The sequence below is a fragment of the Hymenobacter sp. BT491 genome (genome assembly GCF_014349165.1).
GTDB classification, from domain to species: domain Bacteria; phylum Bacteroidota; class Bacteroidia; order Cytophagales; family Hymenobacteraceae; genus Hymenobacter; species Hymenobacter jejuensis.
Map to the genome: position 1 here is coordinate 1,032,335 of NZ_JACSJJ010000001.1, position 23,361 is coordinate 1,055,695.

Consider the following 23,361-nt stretch of genomic DNA (forward strand, 5'->3'; position numbering starts at 1 on the left):
GGCTTGCCACCCGAAAAGCTATCGCTTTAGTAAGTACTTATTCAAGCCGATTTTCCGGTTACTGCGGATGCCGTCTACTACCGATTCGGCGTTGAGGCGGGCGCCGGCTTCGTTGGTGTGGGTGTGGTCGCCGGGGAAAAAAGCCTTCACCGCTTCAGGGCCCATTTTGTCGTATTTAAGAGCCGTGATCTCGTTAAGATTGATGAAGGCAACGCCTTCCTGCTGAGCTACTTCGGCGGCCCACTTGCCAAAATCGCTGCTGGCCCGCACGACTTTGCCGTCATTCCACTCGTTGCGCGGAATCATGGAAGCCACAATGGGCGTGGCGCCTTTGGCCTTGGCTTCGCGGATGAATTTGCGCAGGTACCAGCCATACGTGTTCACGGTTTCGGGATGGCCGTCGGGCCACACCAGGTTCTTCGTTTCGGCGCCGGTGCCGCGCAGTACGCCGCGCCGACCGGCTTTGGTCGTATCGGGCGGGCTGCCTTCGTTGTGGCCAAACTGCATGATGAGAAAATCGCCGGGCTTGAGGGCGGCCACGGTCTTGTCCCAACGGCCTTCCGTGATGAACGTGCGCGTGCTGCGGCCCGCCATGGCGTTGTTTTGCACCCGCAGGCGCGTGGTGTCAAAATAGCTGGCCAGCACATTGCCCCAGCCCATTTGGGGCGCGTTGGTGTTGCGCACCGTCGAGTCGCCGATCAGAAAGAGCGTGGGCCGCGTTTTGGGCTTTCCAAAACCCGCAATCAGGAAGAGTAGGAGGGCGGCCAGCAGATACCGCTGGGCTGAGTTGAAGTTCATGCTAAGAATAACCTGTTGGTAATCAGATGTAAATAGCGAATTAGATCACATAAATAAAGGTTGAAGCGAATGCCGGCTGCAGTGTCCTGCACTCACCTGCAAACAGTGGTTGTTAATCAATGGCTTTGTTGAGTAATTACTTGATTATCAGTAATTTATAATTTTAGTATTTCTTGTTCTGCTGAGCGCATCCGAAGCAGGACAAACCCACTGCGCTTACGAAATCCTCGCTGACTCTTATTTAACGACGCCGTCCATGCCTTCGCCCAGGTAGTAGCTGGTGTGCGGCGGCTGGTTGTAGCCCACATTTTCGCGTGCTACACCCAAGCGGTAGGCGGGGTCCTGCATAAGGGTGACGAACCGATACGGGGACGGAATGGTGGTGGTAAAAATCAACAGCTCCTGGTTGTTGGCGTTGCGCCAGATGACTTCCTCGCGCCAGTCGCCAAACAGGTCGGCGCTGAGGCACGGCGTGGCTTTGGTGCCGTTGTTGGACGCGGCCCCGAAAGCATCGGCGGCCAGTAAGGATTTGGCCTGGCTATTTTGGTAATCCCACTTATCGATGGTGGTGCGGTCGAGCAATTCGCGCAGCAAATCGCCATCCCACCACACGCCGAAATTTACAGCCCGCGGCGCCTTGCCGATGCGCTCGCCCTTGATCGTGCGCAGGCCAATTTCATCGGAGCCGCCCCACACCTCGGCCCCCAGGTAGCGCGGATCGATGTCGGCAGCCATGGCCCGGCCGGCATCTTGCCCGTAGTCGCCGCCCCAGAGCACTTTCCCGGTGGTGGCATCGTAGAGGGCCGCACCGGGGCCGTTTTCGTGGCCGGGTACTTTTTCCTCGTTTTCGTGCACACCCCAAGCTTCCAGATCGGGCGTGGTGGGGTCGAAGTTGCTGACGTGCAGGGCGTCGCCGTGGCGCAGGCCGGTGGAAAACAAGCCCTGCCCGTTGTCGTCGACGACCATCGAGCCGTACACGATTTCGTCCTTGCCGTCGAAATCTACGTCGTTGACGCTCAGCCCGTGGTTGCCCATCCCGGAGAAAGCATTTTGCGCATCTTTTGAGTCAAAAACCCAACGGGAAGTGAGCTTTCCAGCGCGCCAGTCCCAAGCGGCCAGTACTGAGCGGCCATAGTAGCCGCGGCACATCACCACGCTGGGCTGCTGCCCGTCGAGGTAGGCCACGGCGGCTAGAAAGCGGTCGGCACGGTTGCCGTAGCTGTCGTTGCCGCCGTTGCCGCCGATGCCGCCCCACCCGTCGAGCGGACCGCGGGCTGGCAGGTAAGCCGTGGAGGCGAGCGCGGCCCCAGTAAGGCCATTGAACACCGTAAAGTACTCCGGCCCCGCCAGGATGCGGCCGTAGCGGCTGTCGCGCGCGGCGGGCACTTGCACCCCGTCGGTGGGTATAGTGAGCGAGCGGTAATCTTTGGCCGCGTCGCCGATGCTTTTGCCTTGGCCATCGATGGTGCCGTCGGCGGTTTTGCAGGCGATTTCTGCCTTGCCGTCGCCGTCGAGGTCATAGGCCATAAACTGCGTGTAGTGCGCGCCGGCGCGGATATTCTTGCCCAAATTAATGCGCCAAAGCCGGGTGCCATTCAGCTTGTAAGCATCCAGAATAACGGGGCCGGCAAGCCCCGCTGAGCCGTTGTCGCGCGAATTAGACGGGTCCCATTTCAGAATGATCTCGTATTCGCCGTCGCCGTCGAGGTCGGCAACGGAGGCATCGTTGGCGCTGTAGGTGAAGGGGCTCACGTCGGGGCCGCTGCTCACGGTGCCGCCCTCTGGGCGCTGGAGCGGCACGCGCATAAACTGCTGTGCCCAGACCGAAGCGGTGTTGCCCGTTTCTTTGCCCGTGTCGTTTGCTCCAGCCAAGCGAACGGAGTACGTGTAAGCCGTGTGATCTACCGCCGTTTTGTCTACCCAATTCGTGCCTTTCGTCAGGGGCTGGCGATTGAGTTGAACAGCGGCGCGGTTGCCACTCTGGCGAAAGAGGTTGAATGCCGCATTCGGTGGATCAGAATTAAGTAACCTCCAGCTAATGAATACGTTGCCTTTTTCCTGTTGCACAGCCACAACGCCCCGCCCCAAGCGTTCCATCTGCCGCTGATCCCGAGTGGCGAGCGTAGCCTTCGGTGCCCAACTGATGGTCAGCCCACCGGCTACCAGCAACAGAAAAGTAGTGCCCCATGCCCCCAACTTAAGTCGAGATGATCGGTAGCCATCAGCACCAGAGGGCGAAAAGCGGAAGAAGCTATCCATCATTATATCATCAGGAAAATAAAGGCCGCATTGGTAGCTATTGTCAAGATTTGGCCCTAAAAAAGCTGCCCCGGATGCGGAGCAGCTTTTTGAAAAGGGGATAGGAGCGACACGAAAGCAGGGCTAGTTGTAGCCGGGGTTCTGCTGCCAGAAGCCCGGATTTACTTGCAGCTCCTGCAACGGAATCGGGAACAGCAGGTCGTGCTCGTCGAGGGGGGCAGGGTGGCGCACGCCGTTGGTTTTGATGAAGTCGTTCATCACGGTGAGGGCGCGGCCTGTACGTACCAGGTCGAACCAGCGAATGCCTTCGGCGGCAAACTCCCAGCGGCGCTCCTGCTCCAGGGCGAGGCGGAAGGCTTCCTTGCTCATGGTAGTCAGTGCTTTTAGGCCCGAGCGGGTACGGATGCGGTTAATGTAGGTAAGGGCCTGGGCGGGCACCGAGCCCCCGTTGGCCACTTCTTCGTTCAGCACCTCGGCCTGCATCAGTACTACGTCTTCAAAGCGAACAACGGGATAGTTGTTGGGGTAATCGCGCTGGCCGGTGGGGGCGGTGGTGCCTTTTTCCAGAAACTTCGTGAACTGCGTGCGGCCCGACCGAGCGTTGGTTTTCGTATCGACATAGCCCGAGTCGAGCGTGGCAAACTTGCGCTTATCGAGCTTAGGCCAGCCCGCACCGAGCAGGTTGGGGTTGACGGTAGCGTCCGGGCCGAAAGGCTGGAAAGCGGACCACTGCGACGGAAACTGGAACGCCTGATCGGAAGGAGTCTGGCTGCCCAGGCCACCGGTACCCGAGATGTACTGAATCTCGAACACGCTGAACTTGTTGTCGTTGGCCGTTTTGAACAAGTCGGGGTAGTTTGCGGCCACGGCGCCGGCAGCGCCTTCCTGGGCAATCACGTCGCTTAGTTGCTGCTTGGCCAGGGCCAGCTTATCAGCTTGCTTGAGCGGGTAGCCGTACATGGTTAGGTACACGCGGCCCAACAGCGCTTTGGCCGCCCACTTGGTCGCGCGGCCTTTGTCGCCAGCAGCGTAGGTAGCCGGCAGGTTGTCGGCCGCAAACTTCAGGTCTTCCACGATGAAGTTGTACACATCGGCAACCGGCGACCGCGGAATGGTTTTGGCGTCCTGAATAGAAAGCGTTTTGTCGGCGATCGGCACGGGGCCCCAGTAGCGCACCAGGTCGAAGTAAGACAGGGCGCGCAGGAAGCGGGCTTCTCCTTTGAATTGGTTTGCCCGCGCAAAGGTGAAGGGCTCAATTTTCTCCAGTAGCAGGTTGGCGCGGTACACGACTTCGTACAAGTCGGTCCAGGTGGCCTGGAGCTGGCCGGTTTGGGAGGTAGCCGAGAAGCCGTTGATGTCGGCGTAATCGCGCTGTACGTTCAACGCCGTGTTAATCAAGATGTTATCGCTGCGCATCTCGGCCATGTTCCACTGCGAGTTGGTCGGAAACGTAAGCGTGCCGTTGTAAATAGCCATCACGCCCTGGTTCACGTCCGATTCGTCTTTATAGAAATCGGCGGTGCTGTTGTGGGCTTCGGGGGCAATGTCGAGCGCGTCTTTGCAGGAAGGCAGCAGCAGTCCTCCTAGGCTTAGCAACGTGGCGCAGGTAACTATTTTAAGTGATTTCATCGTCAAGACTATGGGAAAGGTGGTCAGGATCAGAGCGTCAGGTTGAAGCCGAACGTGAAGGTGCGGGCTTGCGGGTAGCCGCCGTAATCATAAGAGCCGAGGCCTGTGCCGTTGGAGGCTTCCGGAGTGTAGCCACCTGCGTATTTGTCCCAGATGTAAGCGTTTTCAAGCGCCAGATACACACGGGCGCGGTTGTAGAAGCGCACGCTGGGGAGCGTATAGCCCAGGGTGATGTTTTTGAGGCGGATGTAGTCGGAACTGTAGAGCCAGCGGGTGTCGTAGTAGGCACCTGTGGTGGCGTTGATGCTCGGCGTCATGCCGTCGCCGGGTTCCGCTTCCGACTTCCAGCGGTTTTCCCACTTCGCCAGCTTGTTGTAGAGGTAGCCCATGCCGGGGCGGTCGATGGAGCGGCCCACCAGCGAGTAAATCTGGCCGCCCTGCTGGGCATTGATCAAGATCGACAGGTCGAAGTGCTTGTAGGTGAAGTTGTTAGTCATGCCAAAGATGAACTTCGGCTGCGGGTTGCCCACGATGGTGCGGTCGTTGTTGTCGATCACACCGTCGCCGTTTACGTCGCGGTACTTCGAGTCGCCGGGCAGCGTTTTGGCCATGTGCGGGCTGCTGTCGATGTCCTTCTGGTCTTTATACACCCCGATCACGTCGTAGAGCAAGAACGCATTGACTGGCTGGCCCACCTGCACAATAGAAGTCAGGTTGGTAAAACCTGTCGGGATGGGGTTGTCGTCGAAGCCCAGGCGCAGCACTTTGTTTTGGTTGTACGACACGTTGAAGGACGTATTCCAGGTGAGAGCGCCCACCAGGTTGCGGGAGTTTAGGCCCAGCTCCACGCCCTGGTTGCGGATGTCGCCGATGTTCTGGTAGCTGTTGGTAAAGCCCGTCAGCGACGACTGAATGGCACTGAGCAACAACCGCGACGTCGTGCGGGTGTACACGTCGGCCGACACCGAGAGGCGGCTGCGCAGTACACTGAAATCAAGGCCAGCGTTGTAGCTGCTGGTTTGTTCCCAGCCCAAGTTGTCGTTGGCGTAATTGCCTGGTGCATAGCCAGTTACCGCAACGCCGTTGAGCGAGTAGTTATACGGATTGAGCAGCGAGTACTGCACGTTGTCGGGGATGCGGTTGTTGCCCGTCACGCCCCAGCTGGCGCGCAGCTTCAGGTCGCTCATGAAGTTGATGTTCTTCATGAAGTTCTCCTCCGATAGGCGCCAGCCCAGCGAGGCCGCCGGGAACAACCCCCAGTGGGAGTTGGCCCCAAACTTCGACGAGCCATCGCGGCGCAAGCTGCCCGATACCAAGTACTTCTCTTTGTAGTTGTACTGCACCCGCCCAAACACCGAAATCAGGTTGGTTTTGAAAGGCACCGTGGTGTTGGTGGTGGTCACGGAGTTGGCGTTGCTGAACAGGCCCGACCAGTCGTTGGGCAGCTTCGTGGCTTCCTGGAAGCTGTTGTCTTGGCGGGTACGCTCATCCGAAGCACCCAGGATGGCGTTGATGTTGTGATCTCCAAACTGATGGGTGTAGCTCAGCAGGCTTTGCGCCAGGTAGCGCGTGCCAAAGTTCTGCGTCCGGCGCGAGCGGCTCAGGGCACCTTCGTTGGTGGCGGTAGCCCAATCGCGGCTGGAGTTGGTTGGGTAAAACTCGTCGCCGAGCATGTAGTTATTGTCCATGGCGCCCAGCAGCTGTAGCTGGAAATCCTTGATCAGGTCGATGTTCAGGCCCATGTTGGCATTGAGGCGGGTGCGGGTCGTGCTCACTTTTGTGCGCTCCATTACCGCTACCGGGCTGATGTAGCGCCCCGACCAGGCGTACGCCGGATACGGATCGGCACCTACCAGCACCCCGGCATCTTTGGGGCCTACCGGCGGCATCTGAATGGCGTTCAGGGCTTGCTGGTCTTTGCCATCGACGCGGCCCAGGCCCGACCATTCGGTGGAAGGCGCCAGGGTCATCGTCAGGCGAATGCCCTTGCGCACTTTGGCGTCCAGGTTGGCCCGCAGCGTAGCGCGTTGCAGGTTGGTGCCCAGTACGATACCCTGTTGGCTCAGGTAAGAGCCGTTGACGTTGTAGGTAAAATCCTCGGTGCCGCCCGAAACCCCGATCTGGTACTGCTGCATCACAGCCTGCCGGAACATGGCCTTCTGCCAGTCGGTGTAGGCAAGACTATCGGTGCCGTACTGCCACTTGGGGTCGTACATGTAGGTGGCGTTGGGGTGGGCCGGCGTCACAACGGCGGTTGGAGTCGTCAGCTCGCGGGCCCGGAAATCCATTGGGTCGTTGGCGGTGTAGGTTTTGCCCAAGGTTTTGCCGCGGTTCACCCACGCCTCGTCGATGCCTTCTTTCCGCTGCTGAATCCACTGCTCCGGCCCCATCATGTCCATGCGGCGCTCCAGATTCTGGATGCCGGTGTAGCCTGAAAATTGCAGCTGCGCCTTGCCTTTCTTGCCCCGCTTGGTGGTCACGATCACGACGCCGTTGGAACCGCGCGAGCCGTAAATGGCCGCCGAAGCCGCATCTTTCAGTACTTCGAGGTTGGCCACGTCGGTGGGGTTGATGCCACGCAGATTGTCCACGGGCACGCCGTCCACGACATACAAAGGCTCCGTAGAGGCGTTGATGGAGCCCGTGCCGCGGACGCGGATTTGCAGCTCCGCGCCCGGCTCGCCCGAAACCGTTTGCACTGTCACGCCGGGCATTTGGCCGGCCAGCGCATTCTCGATGCGGTTGACGGGACGCTCCTCAATTTCTTTGGCCGTAACGCCCGCCACGGCCCCGGTTACGTTGCCGCGCTTTTGGGTGCCGTAGCCTACTACCACGGCCTCGTCCAGCATTTTAGTGTCCTGCGCCAGCGCAATAGAAATTTTTGTTTGGCCATTGATGGCTACTTCTTTAGAGGTATAGCCCACGAAGGAAAACACGAGCGTGCCGTTCAGATCCGGCACATTCAGGGAGAACGTGCCGTCGGCGGCGGAACTGGTGCCGTTGGTCGTGCCTTTCACCACGATCGTCACGCCGGGCAGGGTCTCTTTGCTGTCGGCAGTTATTACTTTGCCGGTAATGGTCTGGGCCTGCGCAAATGCGCTCTGCGCAAGCAGCAGCAACACCAGCAACGGCAGTAATCTAGATAAGCAGTAAAGCTTTTTCATAGGGGTTAACAGGGTTTTAGGAAGGCAGCTTGTGCAAAGGTTTGCGCAGGGGGTGAGCAAACCGGGTTGTGAGCGTTAGGTATTAGGTATAAAAAGCAAAGACAAGCACTGCTAACGGCGTGGTTGCTGAGTGGCAGCTTCAGCCTTATCGGACGCCGTGTCAGATCAGAACTTCACGATAAATACCTAAAGCTATCGGCAGTCCTCGCTTCCTCCTTCCCGTACCCTCCTGTCCTAAAGAATTTTATCCGAACATCCAGAAGTCCTAACTCCATCCCGCCCCCGCCCCGCGAGCAGGTCAGCAAAACCCCTCTGCCGGAGCCGCGGAGACATCGGTAGCTGCCGCAGATGGGCCTTACGTTCAGCAATGCAGAGCTTAACGCCGGGCTGCAAAGCTTTGCAATTATTATAAAATATTGATTATAAGATACTTATAGAATATAAGCCCATGCCGTAGGGGCCTTGTCCCAGACCAGCAAAGCGGGTACCCGCCCGAGCGAAATAAGTAGTTTGATTGACTGTCTTACGTAATGGCCTGTTCCAGATGGGTTCATGGAAACCCATTGGCCCCAGTATAGGCTTTACACTTCGAGCGATTCGCTGTCTATCCATTCTTCCGCCCGCATGAGCACGGCGAGGTTGAGGTAGAAGAAGGAGCCAATCTTATCCACTTCCACCAGCTCATTCAAAAACAAGTGGAAGACGATAATCACCAGCGATAACCCCGCTGCCAGCACCACGCGGCGGTGCGCGGCCGAGGTGCTGCGGTGGTACAAGCGCTCCATGCGCAGCAGGGCCGTCCCGACCAGCAGCGCAAACAGCCCAAATCCCGGAATGCCCTGCTCGGCCAGCATCAGCAGAAAATAGTTGTGGGTGGTCGAGTGCTCGGGATTGGCGCTGACGTAGGTGCGGAAGCTCTTGATGGTGAAGCGTTTGTACTCGGGGTAAAAAGTGCTCGGGCCGCTGCCTACCCAGGGCTTCTCGCCGATCATGTGGGCGGCGGCCACCCAGCGGTACACCCGCTCCATGCCCGACACGTCTTCGAGTTTGTACGTGGCTTCGAGGTGCTTTTCGAAGTTCTGCCCGTTGAAGATGGTCCGCTCGAAGGTGGGGGCGTAACGCATGAAGTTGTCCTGGTGCACTAGGTAGGCCGCCGCGCCGGCTGCCATCAGCACCACAGCCCATAGCACCATGCGCGTCTGGCGCAGGCGCATCATCAGGTAAAACCCCGCCGCCACGGGCAAAGAAAGCATGGAAGCCCGGGTGTACGAGAGGCTGATGCCCAGCACAAACAAGACCATCGCGGCATACCACAGCCGCCGCTTCCCGCGGTGCGTGGTGGCGCGGGCCGCGTAAAAAGCATACGGCACGAGCAAGGCCAGCGCCACCGAATACAGCACGTGGTTGTGGTAAAAGGGCTGCACAGCGTGATTGATGGTCGCGAACGTAAACCCGGTGCTCGCGTGGCGGACCGCCGCGTAGAGGACCGTCGCGGCCGTGCCGGCGGCGTAGCACCCGGCTACGCGCCAGACATCGGCCGGACGCCGCACAACCAGCAACGTGCCGAACACGAACGGCACGAGGTACCAGGTTTTGGCCAGCAGGTATTTAATTGATTTAGTGGTGTTTACCGAGAAAAGCGTGGAAACTATGGCCCACAGCAGCGCCAGCGCCATCAACACCACCAGCGGATGCGTCCAGAAGCGCGCCGGCAGGGCATTGCGGCCAAGCAGCAAGCTAGCGCTCACGCACCCCAGCAACACCACCAACAACGGCTCCGAGGGCACATCCAAGCTCAGGCCGCCGGGCAGGGAAATTTCGCGCGAAAACGCCAGCGTCGTCAGCAGCAGGTAGTAGAGCCAGCGCCAGTCGAGGGCCAGCACCAGCGCGCCCAACACGAGCACGGGCAATGCAGCCCAGGCCGGCGAGTCGAGCAGCAAAGCCGCCGCGCCCCCGATCAGTACTACGCCCACAAACGCGGCAAACAGCCGTTGATCTGCGTCGGGAGGAGTAAGGCGCCGGAGCAGGGGAGGGGTAGGCATCGCAGGAGCTAGTCGGGGTAAGTAGCGGCCAGCTCGCTGCTGGCATTGCGGCGGTAAGCTTCCAGCAGCGCAATGAAAACCACGGCTAGTACAAACGTAACCACCACCGACCCCACCACAATCAACCAACGAATGGGCTTAGACTTGCGGGCCGCGGGGTACGCCTTTTGCACCACGTAGATAGACGAAATCTTGCCGCTAATGGCCAACCGAGCCGTTTCGTAAGCCCCGCGGGCGCGCACCAACCGCCCCTGTACGTCCTGAAACCGGATGGCCAGCGTGGTTAGCTCGTCGTTGCCGGCCGTAAAGTTTTCCAGGTTCAGGGCGTTGCCACCGTCGGCTTGGGTGAGGCCGCGCAAGGCCCGGCGCAGCCCCGCAACCTTCGCCGCCGAGCCGCCGCCAGCGGCCACTTCGCCCTCGGCTTGCCGCAGGGCCGTTTCCGTTTCCACGATTTCCTTGGCCAGGTAGCGCGACTCCATTTGCATGCCGTAAATGCCATAGCGGCGCCGAAACCGAATTAGGCTGTCGCGAATTTGCGAGTGCTCGCGCTCCAGGAAATTGGCCCGCTCGCGGTATAGGTCAATGATTTTGCGGCGGTTTTCGAGCGTCAGTTGCTGGTTAAATGAATCGATGGCCTGCGTCATGGCATTCACGACTTGCGCGGCCAGCACTTTGTCTTTGTCCTGGAACGTAAGCTCGATGGCGTCGCGCTCGTTGTGCACAATGCTCAGGTTGCTGCTAAACTCATCGAGCACGTACTGATCGGCCAACTCATCGCCTGGTTGGCCCAGCTTATAGTGTTCGTGCAGGTGGAAGCGCTTGATAATCAGCTCGGCAATGGGCTGCGACTGCCCGATGGTGATGATGCGGTCGAGGTCTTCGGCGCGGCCACCCGGAGTTAGGCTAGGTACTAAGTTGCCGTTGCTCCGCTCTTCCACAAGTCGGTCAGGATCAATGGTTTCCGGATTGGTAGGGTAGAAGACCGCCGTCGATTTGTAGATATTAGGCAGTAACAGGGCCACCAATACACTGCCGATTATGGCCAGCAGCAAGGCCCCTAGCACCGGTCGCCGCCATTTGCGAAGGAGAGGCCATAAACCCAGAAGCGAATAGGAGCGAGCGGACATATGGGACGGAAATGAGCAACAGGAGGCACGAAACCGGCCCTTTTAAGGGAGCGGAGGCAGGCAAATCTAGTAGAATTAGGCATTACTTCTCACGGGCTTGCGCAAGACTGCGATGTAGGCGTAGGCGTTGTTCAGCTGCGAGAGCAGCACATAGTCAGGTGGGCGTTGGCAACACAATACGGCGACTTATTGCCTAATTTCGTCCCGCAATCAGCCGCTCGCCCCATCAAAAAGTTTTTCGGAAATATCAGCCTTGTTATCCTGCTCAACCTGCTCGTGAAGCCGGGCTGGGTGGTAGTCGAAAACTTGGTGCAGGACCGGCTGGGCCACGCGGCCTTCGGCACGTTCACCGCCCTGTTTAACCTCACCATCATCTTTGCGGCCCTTTCCGACCTTGGCCTGACCCAGCACACGACCAAGCGCGTTGCGGCCACGCCCGATTTTTTGCCCGAATATTTCCCGACGGTGTTGCCCTTAAAAACCGGGCTGTCGCTGGTGTTTCTAGGGGTCGTGACGGCGGTCGGGTGGGGCATTGGGTACCGCGGCCACACACTCACGCTGCTGGCCCTAATCGGGGCCGGGATGCTCCTGACGCAGTACATCGGCTTCCTGCGCGGGGCGCTGCAAGGCTACCAGCGCTTCAACACCGACGCGGTGCTATCGGTAGTCGAAAAGGCGCTGCTGCTGGCCCTGGTGCTACTGTTGCTACCCGTCGGCCTGACGCTCGACCGCTACGTGGGCGCGCGCTCCGTGGCTACGCTGGTAACCTTTTTGTTGCTATACGGCTTAGTGACAAGGCTTTACGGTTGGGTGCGGTATCGGCCGCGTTGGGAACATGTGCGACTGGTTGTTCGTGAAAGTCTGCCTTTTGCCCTCATCATGCTGCTCTACGGCCTCAACGAGCGCGTCGACATGATCATGCTCGAACGCTTGGTTTCGCCGCAGGAAGCTGGATATTATGCCGGCGCTTACCGCTGGATGGATGCCGTCATGATGTACCTCTGGACGGTGCTGCCGCTGTTTTTTGCCAAGTTTGCGCACGCCACGCACCGCCGCGACGAGCTGCGCGAGCTGCTCTGGTTTGGGCAGCGCATCGTTACGGTGCCCCTGCTGTTTGTGAGCGCGTTCGTTCTGTTTCGGGGCGAGGTGCTGTTCTGGCAGTTCAGCCACAGCACCGCCGCCGAACTCACGCGCATGACGCTGAGCCTGAAGGTCTTATTTCTCAACGTGGTAGTACACGCTTTCTTTGCCATCTACAGCACCCTGCTGACGAGTACCAATCAGGAAAAAGCCGTAAGCTGGCTCATCGTCGCCAGCATCACGCTGAATATTGTTTTGAACGTGTTGCTGCTGCCGCGGTACGGGGCACTGGCCGCGGCCAGCAACACCTTGATTTGCACGCTGTTGGTTTCCGGCGGCTACGTCTGGCTGGTGCGCAATAGGGCGCAGGTGGCCATTCCGTGGGCCGTGCTGGGGCGGTTGGCGGTGGCTTTTGGGCTCCTGTGCGCGGTCTTTTTCGGGCTCCGGCGTCTGGTCGATCAGTGGCTGCTGGAAACTGTAGGGGCTGGCATCGCATTTGTCGTCATTTTGTTTGCAACGCGCGTGGTGCGGCTAGCCGAGCTAAAGGCATTGATACGGCGATAAAACACCAAAAGAGCAGTTCGCCAAGTCAGCTGTTTTTGTGCATGTGTTAGAAATAATAAGTTATAACTATTTGATTGTTAAATAGTTATAACCGTAAGTTTTTGCTCTCTTTAATTCGGCTCCTGTTTGCATATCGCTGTCAACGTACGATTTCTGCTCCCCGGCAATAAGCTGGAGGGCATTGGGCGTTTCACCTACGAAACGTTGCGCCGCGTGGTGCAGCAGCAGCCGGAGCACACTTTTCATTTCCTTTTCGACCGCCCTTTCGACCCCAAATACCTGTTTGGGCCCAACGTGGTGCCGCACGTGCTGGTACCGCCCGCCCGGCACCCGTTTCTGTTCATGGCGTGGTTTGATGGCGCGGTAGCTGGTTGGCTGGCAATTCATCGGCCGGCGGTGTTTTTGAGTCCCGATGGCCACACGACCCTGCTCACAAAAGTGCCGCGCGTGACGGTTGTTCATGACTTGGCGTTGGAGCACTTCCCGGACGATGTGGGCATTGTGCAGCGCCGGTATTACCATTTTTTTACCCCGCGTTTTGTACGCGCTTCCGCTCGTATTGTGGCCGTATCGGAGGCAACCAAGCAGGATGTAGTGGCCACCTACGGCATTGATCCGCAGCGCATTAGTGTGGTATATAATGCTGTGGGTGAGCAGTTTCACCCTTCTTCCAAAACTCAGCAGACCGAAACCCGCATTCGCTTTAGCGGCGGCGCGCCGTATTTTCTGTTTGTGGGAGCGTTGCAGCCGCGCAAGAACTTGGTGAACCTGCTACGTGCTTTCGACCAGTTCAAAACCCGCACCGGCGCGGCTACCAAGCTGCTCATTGTGGGCCGCAAAGCCTGGAACGCGGGCCCAATATTCGACCAATACCAGCAGATGCAACACCGCGCCGATGTGCTCCTGACGGGCCGCGTGACCGACGCCGAGCTGGTGCAGCTATACGGCGCCGCGTTGGCTACGGTGTATGTGCCTTATCTAGAAGGGTTTGGCATTCCGATCATCGAAGCGCAGGCGTGCGGGTGCCCGGTCATAACCTCCAACCTGAGTTCGCTGCCCGAAGTGGCCGGCGACGCGGCCTTGCTGGTCGATCCGTTTTCAGTAGAATCCATTGCCGAAGCACTCGCCAACGTGCAGTCCGACAGTACCTTGCGCGCGCAGCTAATCGAGCGCGGAAAGCTAAACATCCGACGTTTTTCCTGGGACAAAAGCGCCGCGGAGCTGTGGCAGGCCGTGAGCTTAGCGGCGCAGCGGCAAGCGTAAGATTCATTCTGGAGCGCATCGCCTACCTTGCAAACCAGTTCGTGCGCCGCGTCTGGCCTGTACTTTTAATTCCTGAACCTTGCATCTGTTTCGTATGCCGGCGCCCGTCCGGCGCTTACTGCCGACTTGCCTGTGGGAGATGCCGGCCACCAGCAACACGCTGTACCTGACCTTCGACGATGGCCCCATTCGGGAGGAAACGCCGTTTGTGCTCGAGCAGCTGGCGCGGTATCAAGCCCGAGGTACCTTTTTTTGCGTGGGCGAAAACCTAACCCGTAACCCCGACGTGGCCCGCCAAACGCTGGCGGCCGGGCATCGGCTGGCCAACCACACCTACCACCACGTCAGCGGCTGGTCGCACCCCCGTGAGGTGTATCTGAAGGAAGTAGAACGCTGTCAGCAAGAGCTTGACAATCTGACGGTTGTGCCTGAGGCTCGGCCGTTGCTGCGGCCGCCTTATGGGCGCATTACCATTCCGTTGGTGCGGGCGCTGCACCCCACTCACCAAGTAGTCATGTGGGATCTGCTGACCTGCGATTACGACGCTTCGTACAACTCCGAAGCCTGCCTTCGCAACGCGATTCGGCTGACCAAACCCGGCTCCATTGTGGTGTTTCACGACAGCCTTAAGGCCAGCCGTAACCTGCGCTACGTGCTGCCGCGTTACTTGGCGCACTTTGCCAACCTAGGCTTTCAATTTGAATCGCTGTAAGCGCTGATGCTCGACTGGCTCACCGGATATTTTATGGGTTGGTTTGCCGTGCTGGGGCTTTTCACGCTGCTGTTTGCCCTGCGGCGCGGCCGCAAGCCCGGCCCGCTGCCCGAGCCGTTGCCGCGCGTGAGCATTCTTATTGCCGCCCGCAACGAAGAGGCCGCCATTGGTCGCTGCCTGGCTTCGGTGCGGGCCCTGAATTACCCGGCGCACTTCCTCGAAGTGCTGCTCGGCGACGATGCTTCCACCGACCGCACCCGCGCCATAGCCGAGCAAGTAATGCACGGCTACGCCGGTAACTTTCGCTGCCTCACGATCACCGATACGCTGGGCTCGGCGAGGGGCAAGGCCAATGTACTGGCGCATCTGGCCCGCGTGGCTACGTCTGATTATTACTTCATTACGGACGCCGATATCGCCGTGCCGCCCACCTGGATTGAAGGGCTGTTGCCGTACGCGCAGCCGGGCGTGGGCACTGTCACGGGCCTGACGGTGGTGGAAGGGCCGCGCCTGTTCGACCGCCTTCAGGGCCTCGATTGGCTGATCTCGTTGGGCCTCGTGCAGGTCGTGTCGGATTTTGGCGTGCCCGTAACTGCTATGGGCAACAACATGCTCGTGACGCGCGCTGCTTACCAAGCCACCGGCGGCTACGAGCAGCTGCCGTTCTCCGTTACCGAAGATTACGAGTTGTTCAAGGCCGTTTTGCGGCAAAGATTCACTTTTCGCAACGTCTTCCGGCCCGAAGTGCTGGCGCTTTCACTGCCCATTGCTACGGTGGCGCGCCTGCTGCACCAGCGCCGGCGCTGGCTCCGCGGCGTGGAGGCGCTGCCGTGGTGGCTCCAGCTGGGACTGGTGTATTACGCGTTGTTTTACTTGGCTTTGGCGTTGCTGGCATGGACTGGCGGCCTCGCGTTGGCGGCGCAGGTGTGGCTTACCAAAATGGTATTGCAAGGCCTGCTGGCTACCATTTGCTTCCGCCGCCTCGGCCGCCGGCCGCCCCTGGAGCTGCTGCCCGTATTTGAGCTTTACACCATCTTCCTGACGGCGGGCCTGGGCGCGTTTCGAGCGCTAAGGCTAAAATTTGATTGGAAAGGACGTGTTTATAAATAATTAATTGTCAAATCATTATGCCATTTGCTTGGTGATAGCCCACTCTGTCATCCTGAGCGCAGCGAAGGACCTTGTCACACCAGAACAAGGAATAGGCATGTTGCTCATGCGTGACAAGGGCCTTCGCTGCGCTCAGGATGACAGGTGGGAAAAGGGGCGACGTGGTAGATTAAGCTAGGCTATGGATTAAGAAAAGCTGAGTGAAAACTTCTGCGCAGTCATTTGGCAACACGCTGCAACCGGACTCGACAAAAAAGCCCCGCTGTTGCCCATTCTTAGCGTAGCATTTCTGACTTTTGCGGCTTGACCTACCCACACTATGCACCTCACCGACTCCCACGCGCACATCTATTCCGAGCAGTTTAAAGAAGACCGCGATGCTACCCTGCAACGCGCTTTCGAAGCTGGCGTCCAGACCATCGTGATGCCCAACATCGACCACACCAGCATCGATGCCATGCTCGAAACGGAGCTGCATTACCCGCAGAACTGCTTCGCTATGATGGGGTTGCATCCGTGTTCGGTGGGCAAACACTTCGAGCGGGAGTTGTACCAAGTGGAAGAATGGCTGAGCAAGCGGCCATTTGCCGCAGTAGGAGAGTGCGGCATCGATCTGTATTGGGACAAAAGCTTTTTTGCGCAGCAGCAAGAAGCCCTACGCGTCCAAATTGACTTGGCCAAGCGGTATCAATTGCCGCTGGTGCTGCATACCCGCGACGCCTTCCGCGAAACGGCCGACCTCATCGAAGAAGCGCAGGACGGCAGCTTGCGGGGCGTGTTTCATTGCTTTTCGGGTACCCCGGAGGAAGCTGAGCGCGCTAGTAAGCTGGGGTTTTTGCTGGGAATTGGAGGCGTGGCAACGTTCAAAAACGGCGGCCTGGATAAAGTGTTGCCTGCCATAGACTTAGCTAATTTGCTGCTCGAAACCGACTGCCCGTATCTGGCGCCCGTTCCGCACCGTGGCAAACGCAACGAACCGGCCTACTTGCCCCTGATTGCGCAGCGAACCGCGGAGTTGTTGCAAAAGGACGTGGAGGAAGTCGTGGAAGCCACCACCCGCAACGCGCAAGCGCTGTTTAACCTCTAGGCCATGCGCGCCGTTCTTCCCGTCATCAGCATTCACACCGCCGCCAACGGCGACCCGGCCAACGCCTCCATCTTGGTGATCTACACGGGCGGCACCGTAGGCATGGCCTACAACAAGCACGGCGTGCTGGCCCCCATGCGCTTCAGCGAGGTCAATAAGCTGATGCCCGAGCTGCGCCACCTGCGCATGCGTGTGTCGGTGCTGAGCTTGCCCGACCCCATCGATTCGTCGAACGTGACGCCGGCCAACTGGCTCATGATGGCCGCCATCATTCAGGAAAACTACGATCAGTACGACGGGTTTGTGGTGCTGCACGGCACCGATACCATGGCGTATTCGGCCTCGGCGCTGGGGTATTTGTTGGAAAATCTGGCGAAGCCCGTGGTGTTCACAGGCGCGCAGGTGCCCGTCGGCCGTATTCGCACCGATGCGCGGCGCAACTTCATCACGGCCCTTGACATTGCCGCCGCCCGTCACCCCGATGGCACTGCGCGCGTACCAGAAGTAAGTCTGTTCTTCAACACGCTGCTACTGCGCGGAACTCGTGCTAAAAAGGTTGAAAGCCAGCATTTTGCAGCGTTTAAGAGCGAAAATCTGCCGCCGTTGGTGCGGGCTGGTATCAAGCTGGAATTTACCGATAGCCTAATTCGGCCGCTGCCCACCGAGCCGTTGCAGGTGCACACCCACCTCGACGACCACGTGACCATCCTGAAACTGTTTCCCGGCATCACCGAGGCCGTGGTAAACTCGATTTTGGGCGTAAAAGGTTTGCGCGGCTGCATCCTCGAAACCTACGGCTCGGGCAACGCACCTACGCAGCCGTGGTTTTTGCGGTGCCTGGAAGCGGCGCACAACCGGGGCGTGCACATCCTCAACGTGAGCCAGTGCGAGGAAGGCCGCGTGGAGCAAGGCCGCTACGAAACCAGCGCTTCCCTGCTCGCGCGTGGCGTATTAGGCGGTGACGACATCACCACGGAAGCTGCGATTACGAAGCTGATGTTTGTGCTGGGCCTGGGTCGCAGCGCCGCCGAAACGGCTCGGCTCTTGACCAGCGACCTGCGCGGCGAGATTAGTGTGCTGTAAGTAAGGTTGCGAATCTGAGAAAAGGGGCGTTACTTTGCGCCCGATTCCTGACCCAGAGAGGTGTCCGAGTGGTCGAAGGAGCACGCCTGGAAAGTGTGTATGGGCCAAAAGCTCATCGTGGGTTCGAATCCCATCCTCTCTGCAAACAATATTAGCAGCCCCAACCAGTTTCTGGTTGGGGCTCTTTTTTTGCCCTGTACGCGACGGGAAGGCGGTTTTGAGGAAGTGGAGCGGGGGTTTGAGCGGGCACCAGCGGGGCCACTAGAATAATTTGAAGGACACAGGAGGAAATATAGGAGGTATTAGCTAACTATTTTAGTAACTCGTATCGTTTAACGCTAACATCATTAGCTAAAGCGATACCTATGCAACATTTTATGTGCGTCCGCTTCGTGTTCCGCCCCGCCGCGCTGAACGCTGCTACCCTTTCGGAGTTATACCAGGACACCAGCCCCGACCAGGAACTTGCCCCCGACCACCCCGGTGCCATCGTGTGCCGGATCACCGTGGACAAGGCCCGAAAACGCTTCAACACCCCCGCCAAATGCAAGTACCGAGAGTGGGACGCCCAAGACCAACAACTCAAAGGCAAGAGCACCTTGGCCCGCCGGTACAACATGGCCTTGGACGGCATCAAAAGCGACCTCAACGGCCTGTACCTGGAAATGGAACGCCGCAAAGAGTACGTCACGGCCGACCGGCTCTACGCGGCGTATTCCAGAGGAAGCAAACCCCGGCTAAGTTTCTTGGAATCCTGGCAACAGTGGCTGGAGCTGCGCACGCCTTTGGTGGGCAACGGCCTGAGTCAAGCTGTATTGGATGCGGGCAAGATTCGCTACAAACGGTTAAAAGCGTTTTTAGAAAGCGAAGGGATGGGCATGCTCTTGCCCGAAGAGTTTACCGCCAAATGGTGCGACCGCTTCATTACGTGGATGCGGGTGCACCGCTCGGCTTCCCAGAACTACACCAACAAGGTAGTTCAAACGATTAAGCAAGTACTTTCGTGGTGCGTACGCCACGAACACGCGACCCTGAACCCGCTAGACAAGTACGGGCTCAAGTTCGCCCCGACGCCTCCGCCGGTCTTTCTAACGGGCGACGAAATCCAAGCTTTGGAGAACTACCGGTTTGCCAACGAAGTGTACCGGAACACGGCCGATATCTTTCTGTTTCAGTGCTATACGGGGTTAGCCTATGCCGACCTGAAACGATTTGATGCTGGTCGGGATATCAAACGCGGCGACAAAGGCAGGCCCTGGATTTTCATGACCCGCCAAAAGACGCAGGACAGCACCGGACAGGAGATCACGGTGCCCTTATTAGACAGAGCGTTGGCGATCTTGGATCGGCACAAACGGAAATTACCCGTTCCGTCGAATCAGGTCTACAACCGGGTGCTCAAGGAAATCGCCGCGACCCTGAACCTGTCCCAGCGGGTAACCACCCACGTCGGACGGAAAACAGCAGGAAGATTACTGTTGGACGAAGGCTTTAGCATGGCCGCCGTCAGCAAGTTTCTAGGCCACAAGACCGTCGCCATGACGGAGAAATACTACGTACGGGCGGGGGAAGAACTCGTAGCCCGCGAAGTAGAACGCCTGCACCCGAACCGCTCCCTCTCGTCGTGGGACTGGGATATCCTGCCTGCCAAAACCGACAACTAACCTGTTTATGTCCGCCCGCTGCCGCTTCTTACTCAAAGCCCTGATGCGCCGTCTTCGTCCCGAACGGTATCTGCTGCAACGAGGGGTCTTTACCCGGCGTTCCTACGCGGTCCTGCTGCGCGCGGATCGGCCCGAAGTCCACCGCCGGATGCAGCGGGAACGGGCGCGACGAGAGGCGCAGCTACTGGCGGATGAAGGGATTTGTTCCTGATGGGCAAGTAAAAAGCCGCCCGACGTGGTACGTGGGACGGCTTTTCATTTACCACCTATAAGTGGTATTAGCGACGGCTCCAATATCTAAACCCTATCCGCGTGTTGGACCTCATAACGGCTTGGGGCTAATCTCCACCGTCATCACCTGCGGGGGCGTTAGATTCCCCCCGAAGTACAACCCTCGGGTTACCCCGTAGCTTAGGTTCAGCTTCCCGTGGGGTACGCGTACATAGGGTTGCAGCACCTCGTTCACCTTCACGGTAAACACATACGCCGACGCGGTTACTTCGATGTTGCATTCCGCTACGTCGCCGGGCTGGAGTCGGGCAACCACGGGGAAGTCCTTCACCTCGTTGAAGTTCAGTTGGCCTTTGTCATGCACGAAAGCCAAAAGTTCCAGCGCATACACGGCGGGGTTGTAGCGCCACCCGAAGCGGGCGCTGTTATCCTCCGAGAACCCAAAGGAAGCCCCGTACAATTTGTTGGCGTCGAGTTGGTTGTAGGCCGGTAGCTCGTAGATGCAATCCGAACCGAACCGCACCCACTTGCGCAGGCTGGGGAGCTTGAAAAACCACGGGCAGACGAGCGTGCCGCCTTCGTGTTGGCCGGGGCGCAGGGTATAGACGCTCATGCGTTGGGGTTGTACTGCTTGCGGCTAATGAAGTAGGTCGCCCCGGCTAAGAGTATAGGCACGGCTACAAACCACAGGTCTACGAGTTCCCCGTGGGCTGCGTAGTCTTTGATCGTGAACAGGCTGGCCACGCCGGCAATGACCAGCAGGCAGACAATGGCGATACGGGCTTCGTTGCTGATTTTTTTCATAGTCGAGAGGAGTTAGAACGCGGATAGGTAAACAGGAAGGTGCGGTGGCGGTCGACTTGCTGCATCGACCGTTGGCAGAGTTGCCCCCGGCAGCCTTCGCAGAGGCAATGCACCACGGGTTGCACCACAAAAGGCGTACTGCACTCCACGCAGTAGCGGAAGGGAGCAAAGAAGCCGTGGGGCTGGACTTTCGCGTAAGCCATAGGAGAGCGATTAGACGACGAAAACGATTTCCTTGAACCAGTTCCGGCGCAGGCCGCGCACGGCGAAGTTGAGCAGCAGGTTGCCGTCTTGGCGCAGGCGGCACAGGGTTCCTTGGGGGTTGACGACGAGCATAGGCTTACACGTTGGGATCGTTAATAATCTGACTGACGACGAAGAGGAAAGCCGCCGCGCCGATGCAGCAGGCGCCCGCCCAGAGCCCGCTGTCACTTCCTGGAGCTACTTGCTCGGTGAACTGAAACACCCCGCACACGACGGCAAAGCAGAGCAGAATGCCGATCAGGTACTGGAGGGGACGGGAGACGGGCTTACGAGGCATAGTGAGAGCGTTATTCGACCCAGACGGCGACATACGCCACCTGCTTTTTGAGTCGCCAGTTCTTGAATACCCCTTGGCCGTCGCGGTTCAGGAGACCTCCGGACGTATTGCCCTCGACAGTCTGACAGGAAGGGCCGGACGCGGGCCAGAGGTCGATGAAGCCGACGTGCGAGACGGTGGCCTTATTCCAATCGTAGCCGACTAAATCCCCCGTTCGGGGCAGGCCGTAGGCTTTCGACATGCGGCCGTGGTTGTAGGCAATGCGATTCTTGTCCGCAAACCACGAACGGGCCCGGCCGTAGTTCGGGGTCTTGAAGCCGGCCATGCGCAGGCACCACGAAACGTACCAGCTGCACCATGCATCGCCCTTTTTGCCCCCGCCCATGCGTTGGTACATTTCCACCACCGGCCCGTCGTTGTGGCCCGTGAGTTCGCGTACATACAGCTGTGAGTCGTAGACCGTCTTTAGGACGGCACGGCGATCAACGCGCTGGACAACAGCCGCACGGCCAGAAAGAGCAACACAAAGTAGGGCAGCAAGGACAAGAGCATGCGCACGCATCGGATACTGAATTGAAGGGTGGCCACGCGGCGTCGTTCCGCGAGTTGAGCGAGTTGCAGGGTGTCGAGTTGGCCGGGAGCGGTCAGCATTTCCGCCAACTCTTTCGTCACGTTTTCCAGCAGCTTGCCTTCCATGCATTCCTGCACGTAGGCGTACAAGCGGGGAAACAGCCGGTAATACATCAGGAAAGAGACCTGACAGGCCGCCATAAATTCCATGACCCCCAGCGCCAGCGCATTGATGGTGCCCGGATCGAAGGCTCCCGTATCCGGCCCGTACAGCCACCGCATCAGGTGGGGAAACAGCAGGAACAGAGCGACGGAGATCACCAGCAATACTTTGGGGCCGTGCCGTTGCCAGAAGTCCTTGTGGGCCGGCAACGGCGTGTCCGGGTTGGACACGCTGGCCGTAGGAGCCGGGGCCGACGGGCGGGTCAAGCGGTTACCCACGAGCCACACCACGCCCATCGCCACCAAGGCCAGCCCGAAGGTGACCAACACTAAGAAGATGTCGTGTTGTAATGCTTCGTCCATCAGGCAGAGGCAAAAAGAGTGAGTTGTTCGTACACGCGGAAGGGTTCGGCTTGCTGGGCTGTGTGATGCAGAGTAGGGCCCCAAGCGGCGGGCGGGCACGCGGCGGGGCGGGGCAGGTAGGCGGCGTGTTCTTCGCGGGCCTTGGCTACCCAATGCGGGTCTAACTCCATCCCGATAAAAGAGCGGCCTAGTGTGCGGGCGGCTTTGCCCGTGGCGTTGCTGCCCATAAAGCAGTCGAGCACCACCGCGCCGGGGCGGCTGCTGCTGCGGATAATGTGCTCCATCAGGGCGGCGGGCTTCTCGCAGACGTGCTTGCCCTTGTAGTAGCCCACGGTGGCAAAAGTCCACACGTCAGTATAAGGGGTTTCGGCGGTGGCTATAAAGGGGCGACGTAGTTCTTCGTAGTCCCGACGTAGTTCTTCGTAGTCCCGACGTAGTTCTTCGTAGTCCCGACGTAGATATTCGCCCCCATGCTGATTGAGAAAGTCACGGATAGTAGCGTACTGTTCAGGCATTGGGACGTTCATGCCTAGTAACCAGTTCGACACACAGCCCGTAAGCCCGCCCGTGCGCGATGGGAATAATGCCGCTACCCGCCTGCTGGTAACGCCCGCCCGCTTCATTTCTGCCCGCAAATAGTCACCAAATACGACGACCTTGGCAGCTTCACACTTTGATGTATAGCCGGCTTCGCCCATTGCCACGGTGTCGCTGCCAACCTGCTCGGCAAAAATGATGGACTCAGAAGCCGGGAAGAAGGCCCGTAAATCCTCCTTGCGGAACATTTCAGCCTTGGTGCTAAACTTGGGTTTCTGCCAGCGGATGTTAGTCAACACGTTGAAGTGCTTGCGTATCACGCCTTCTACCCCGTGGCTCATCTGCGGGGAAGCGAACACGTAGAGTGAGCCGTTTGGCTTTAACACCCGCTTCCATTCCACGCACAGCGCGTCGATCCATTCTAGGAACTTGGTGCTGTTGCTCCATTGGTTATCCCACGCTTCGCCCTTCACCCGAAAATACGGCGGGTCGGTCGCAATCAAGTCCACGGAGTTGTCCGGTAGGGTCTTGAGCAACGCGAGGCAATCGCCGGCAAGGAGTTGAAACATGG

Annotated in this window: 21 protein-coding genes and 1 tRNA gene; 8 read left to right on the forward strand and 14 right to left on the reverse strand. The window is 58.9% G+C overall.

Annotated elements, in window-relative coordinates; all coding sequences use genetic code 11:
- Positions 1-18: 18 nt before the first annotated feature.
- The 6 genes from H9I52_RS04340 to H9I52_RS04365 form a co-directional block, all read right to left on the reverse strand.
- On the reverse strand, positions 19-798 hold the full coding sequence (locus H9I52_RS04340) for a rhamnogalacturonan acetylesterase (protein ID WP_187452804.1): 780 nt from the start codon (positions 796-798) through the stop codon (positions 19-21).
- A gap of 237 nt (positions 799-1,035) precedes the next feature.
- Complete coding sequence (locus tag H9I52_RS04345) at positions 1,036-3,060, reverse strand: rhamnogalacturonan lyase (RefSeq protein ID WP_316248001.1); 2,025 nt, start codon at positions 3,058-3,060, stop codon at positions 1,036-1,038.
- A gap of 120 nt (positions 3,061-3,180) precedes the next feature.
- The gene (locus H9I52_RS04350) at positions 3,181-4,686 is read right to left on the reverse strand and encodes a RagB/SusD family nutrient uptake outer membrane protein (protein WP_187452805.1); all 1,506 of its coding nucleotides are present in this window, start codon (positions 4,684-4,686) and stop codon (positions 3,181-3,183) included.
- Positions 4,687-4,715: 29 nt separating this feature from the next.
- Positions 4,716-7,850, reverse strand: coding sequence for a SusC/RagA family TonB-linked outer membrane protein (locus tag H9I52_RS04355; RefSeq protein WP_187452806.1), 3,135 nt, complete (start codon positions 7,848-7,850; stop codon positions 4,716-4,718).
- A 581-nt stretch (positions 7,851-8,431) separates the two neighbouring features.
- Positions 8,432-9,892, reverse strand: a complete 1,461-nt coding sequence (locus H9I52_RS04360; RefSeq protein ID WP_187452807.1) for an O-antigen ligase family protein — start codon at positions 9,890-9,892, stop codon at positions 8,432-8,434.
- A gap of 8 nt (positions 9,893-9,900) precedes the next feature.
- Complete coding sequence (locus H9I52_RS04365) at positions 9,901-11,019, reverse strand: hypothetical protein (RefSeq protein ID WP_187452808.1); 1,119 nt, start codon at positions 11,017-11,019, stop codon at positions 9,901-9,903.
- 165 nt (positions 11,020-11,184) lie between these two features.
- Here H9I52_RS04365 and H9I52_RS04370 point away from each other — a divergent pair, with 165 nt between their 5' ends.
- The 8 genes from H9I52_RS04370 (at position 11,185) to H9I52_RS04405 (ending at position 19,582) form a co-directional block, all read left to right on the forward strand.
- On the forward strand, positions 11,185-12,663 hold the full coding sequence (locus tag H9I52_RS04370) for an oligosaccharide flippase family protein (RefSeq protein ID WP_187452809.1): 1,479 nt from the start codon (positions 11,185-11,187) through the stop codon (positions 12,661-12,663).
- A gap of 126 nt (positions 12,664-12,789) precedes the next feature.
- On the forward strand, positions 12,790-13,926 hold the full coding sequence (locus tag H9I52_RS04375) for a glycosyltransferase family 4 protein (RefSeq protein WP_187452810.1): 1,137 nt from the start codon (positions 12,790-12,792) through the stop codon (positions 13,924-13,926).
- Positions 13,927-14,005: 79 nt separating this feature from the next.
- Complete coding sequence (locus H9I52_RS04380; RefSeq protein WP_262385938.1) at positions 14,006-14,638, forward strand: polysaccharide deacetylase family protein; 633 nt, start codon at positions 14,006-14,008, stop codon at positions 14,636-14,638.
- A 33-nt stretch (positions 14,639-14,671) separates the two neighbouring features.
- Positions 14,672-15,748: a glycosyltransferase gene (locus H9I52_RS04385; RefSeq protein WP_187452811.1), complete on the forward strand. Its 1,077-nt coding sequence runs from the start codon at positions 14,672-14,674 to the stop codon at positions 15,746-15,748.
- Positions 15,749-16,067: 319 nt separating this feature from the next.
- Positions 16,068-16,835: a TatD family hydrolase gene (locus tag H9I52_RS04390; RefSeq protein ID WP_187452812.1), complete on the forward strand. Its 768-nt coding sequence runs from the start codon at positions 16,068-16,070 to the stop codon at positions 16,833-16,835.
- A 3-nt stretch (positions 16,836-16,838) separates the two neighbouring features.
- Complete coding sequence (locus tag H9I52_RS04395) at positions 16,839-17,918, forward strand: type I asparaginase (RefSeq protein ID WP_187452813.1); 1,080 nt, start codon at positions 16,839-16,841, stop codon at positions 17,916-17,918.
- A 54-nt stretch (positions 17,919-17,972) separates the two neighbouring features.
- A tRNA-Ser gene (locus H9I52_RS04400) sits at positions 17,973-18,060 on the forward strand.
- 235 nt (positions 18,061-18,295) lie between these two features.
- Entirely contained in the window at positions 18,296-19,582 is a 1,287-nt protein-coding gene (locus H9I52_RS04405) for a site-specific integrase (protein WP_187452814.1), read from the forward strand.
- A gap of 322 nt (positions 19,583-19,904) precedes the next feature.
- Here H9I52_RS04405 and H9I52_RS04410 read toward each other — a convergent pair whose 3' ends face one another.
- Genes H9I52_RS04410 through H9I52_RS04440 form a run of 8 tightly spaced genes read right to left on the reverse strand, consistent with a single transcriptional unit; the run spans position 19,905 to position 23,359 of the window.
- Positions 19,905-20,426 carry a hypothetical protein gene (locus tag H9I52_RS04410; RefSeq protein WP_187452815.1) on the reverse strand — a complete coding sequence of 174 codons (522 nt, stop codon included), beginning with the start codon at positions 20,424-20,426 and terminating at the stop codon, positions 19,905-19,907.
- Positions 20,423-20,617 (reverse strand): hypothetical protein, encoded by a 195-nt coding sequence (locus H9I52_RS04415; RefSeq protein ID WP_187452816.1) that lies wholly within the window; start codon positions 20,615-20,617, stop codon positions 20,423-20,425. Before H9I52_RS04415 ends, H9I52_RS04410 begins: the two co-directional genes overlap by 4 nt.
- A complete protein-coding gene (locus tag H9I52_RS04420; protein WP_187452817.1) occupies positions 20,614-20,820 on the reverse strand; it encodes a hypothetical protein in 207 nt (68 codons plus the stop codon). The genes H9I52_RS04415 and H9I52_RS04420 overlap by 4 nt, the downstream gene beginning before the upstream one ends.
- Before the next feature lie 10 nt (positions 20,821-20,830).
- Entirely contained in the window at positions 20,831-20,953 is a 123-nt protein-coding gene (locus H9I52_RS22960; protein WP_262385939.1) for a hypothetical protein, read from the reverse strand.
- 4 nt (positions 20,954-20,957) lie between these two features.
- A complete protein-coding gene (locus tag H9I52_RS04425) occupies positions 20,958-21,158 on the reverse strand; it encodes a hypothetical protein (RefSeq protein ID WP_187452818.1) in 201 nt (66 codons plus the stop codon).
- 10 nt (positions 21,159-21,168) lie between these two features.
- Entirely contained in the window at positions 21,169-21,720 is a 552-nt protein-coding gene (locus tag H9I52_RS04430) for a CHAP domain-containing protein (RefSeq protein WP_222940402.1), read from the reverse strand.
- On the reverse strand, positions 21,624-22,253 hold the full coding sequence (locus H9I52_RS04435; RefSeq protein ID WP_187452820.1) for a hypothetical protein: 630 nt from the start codon (positions 22,251-22,253) through the stop codon (positions 21,624-21,626). Before H9I52_RS04435 ends, H9I52_RS04430 begins: the two co-directional genes overlap by 97 nt.
- Positions 22,253-23,359: a DNA-methyltransferase gene (locus tag H9I52_RS04440; RefSeq protein WP_187452821.1), complete on the reverse strand. Its 1,107-nt coding sequence runs from the start codon at positions 23,357-23,359 to the stop codon at positions 22,253-22,255. The genes H9I52_RS04435 and H9I52_RS04440 overlap by 1 nt, the downstream gene beginning before the upstream one ends.
- Between the last annotated feature and the right edge of the window lie 2 nt (positions 23,360-23,361).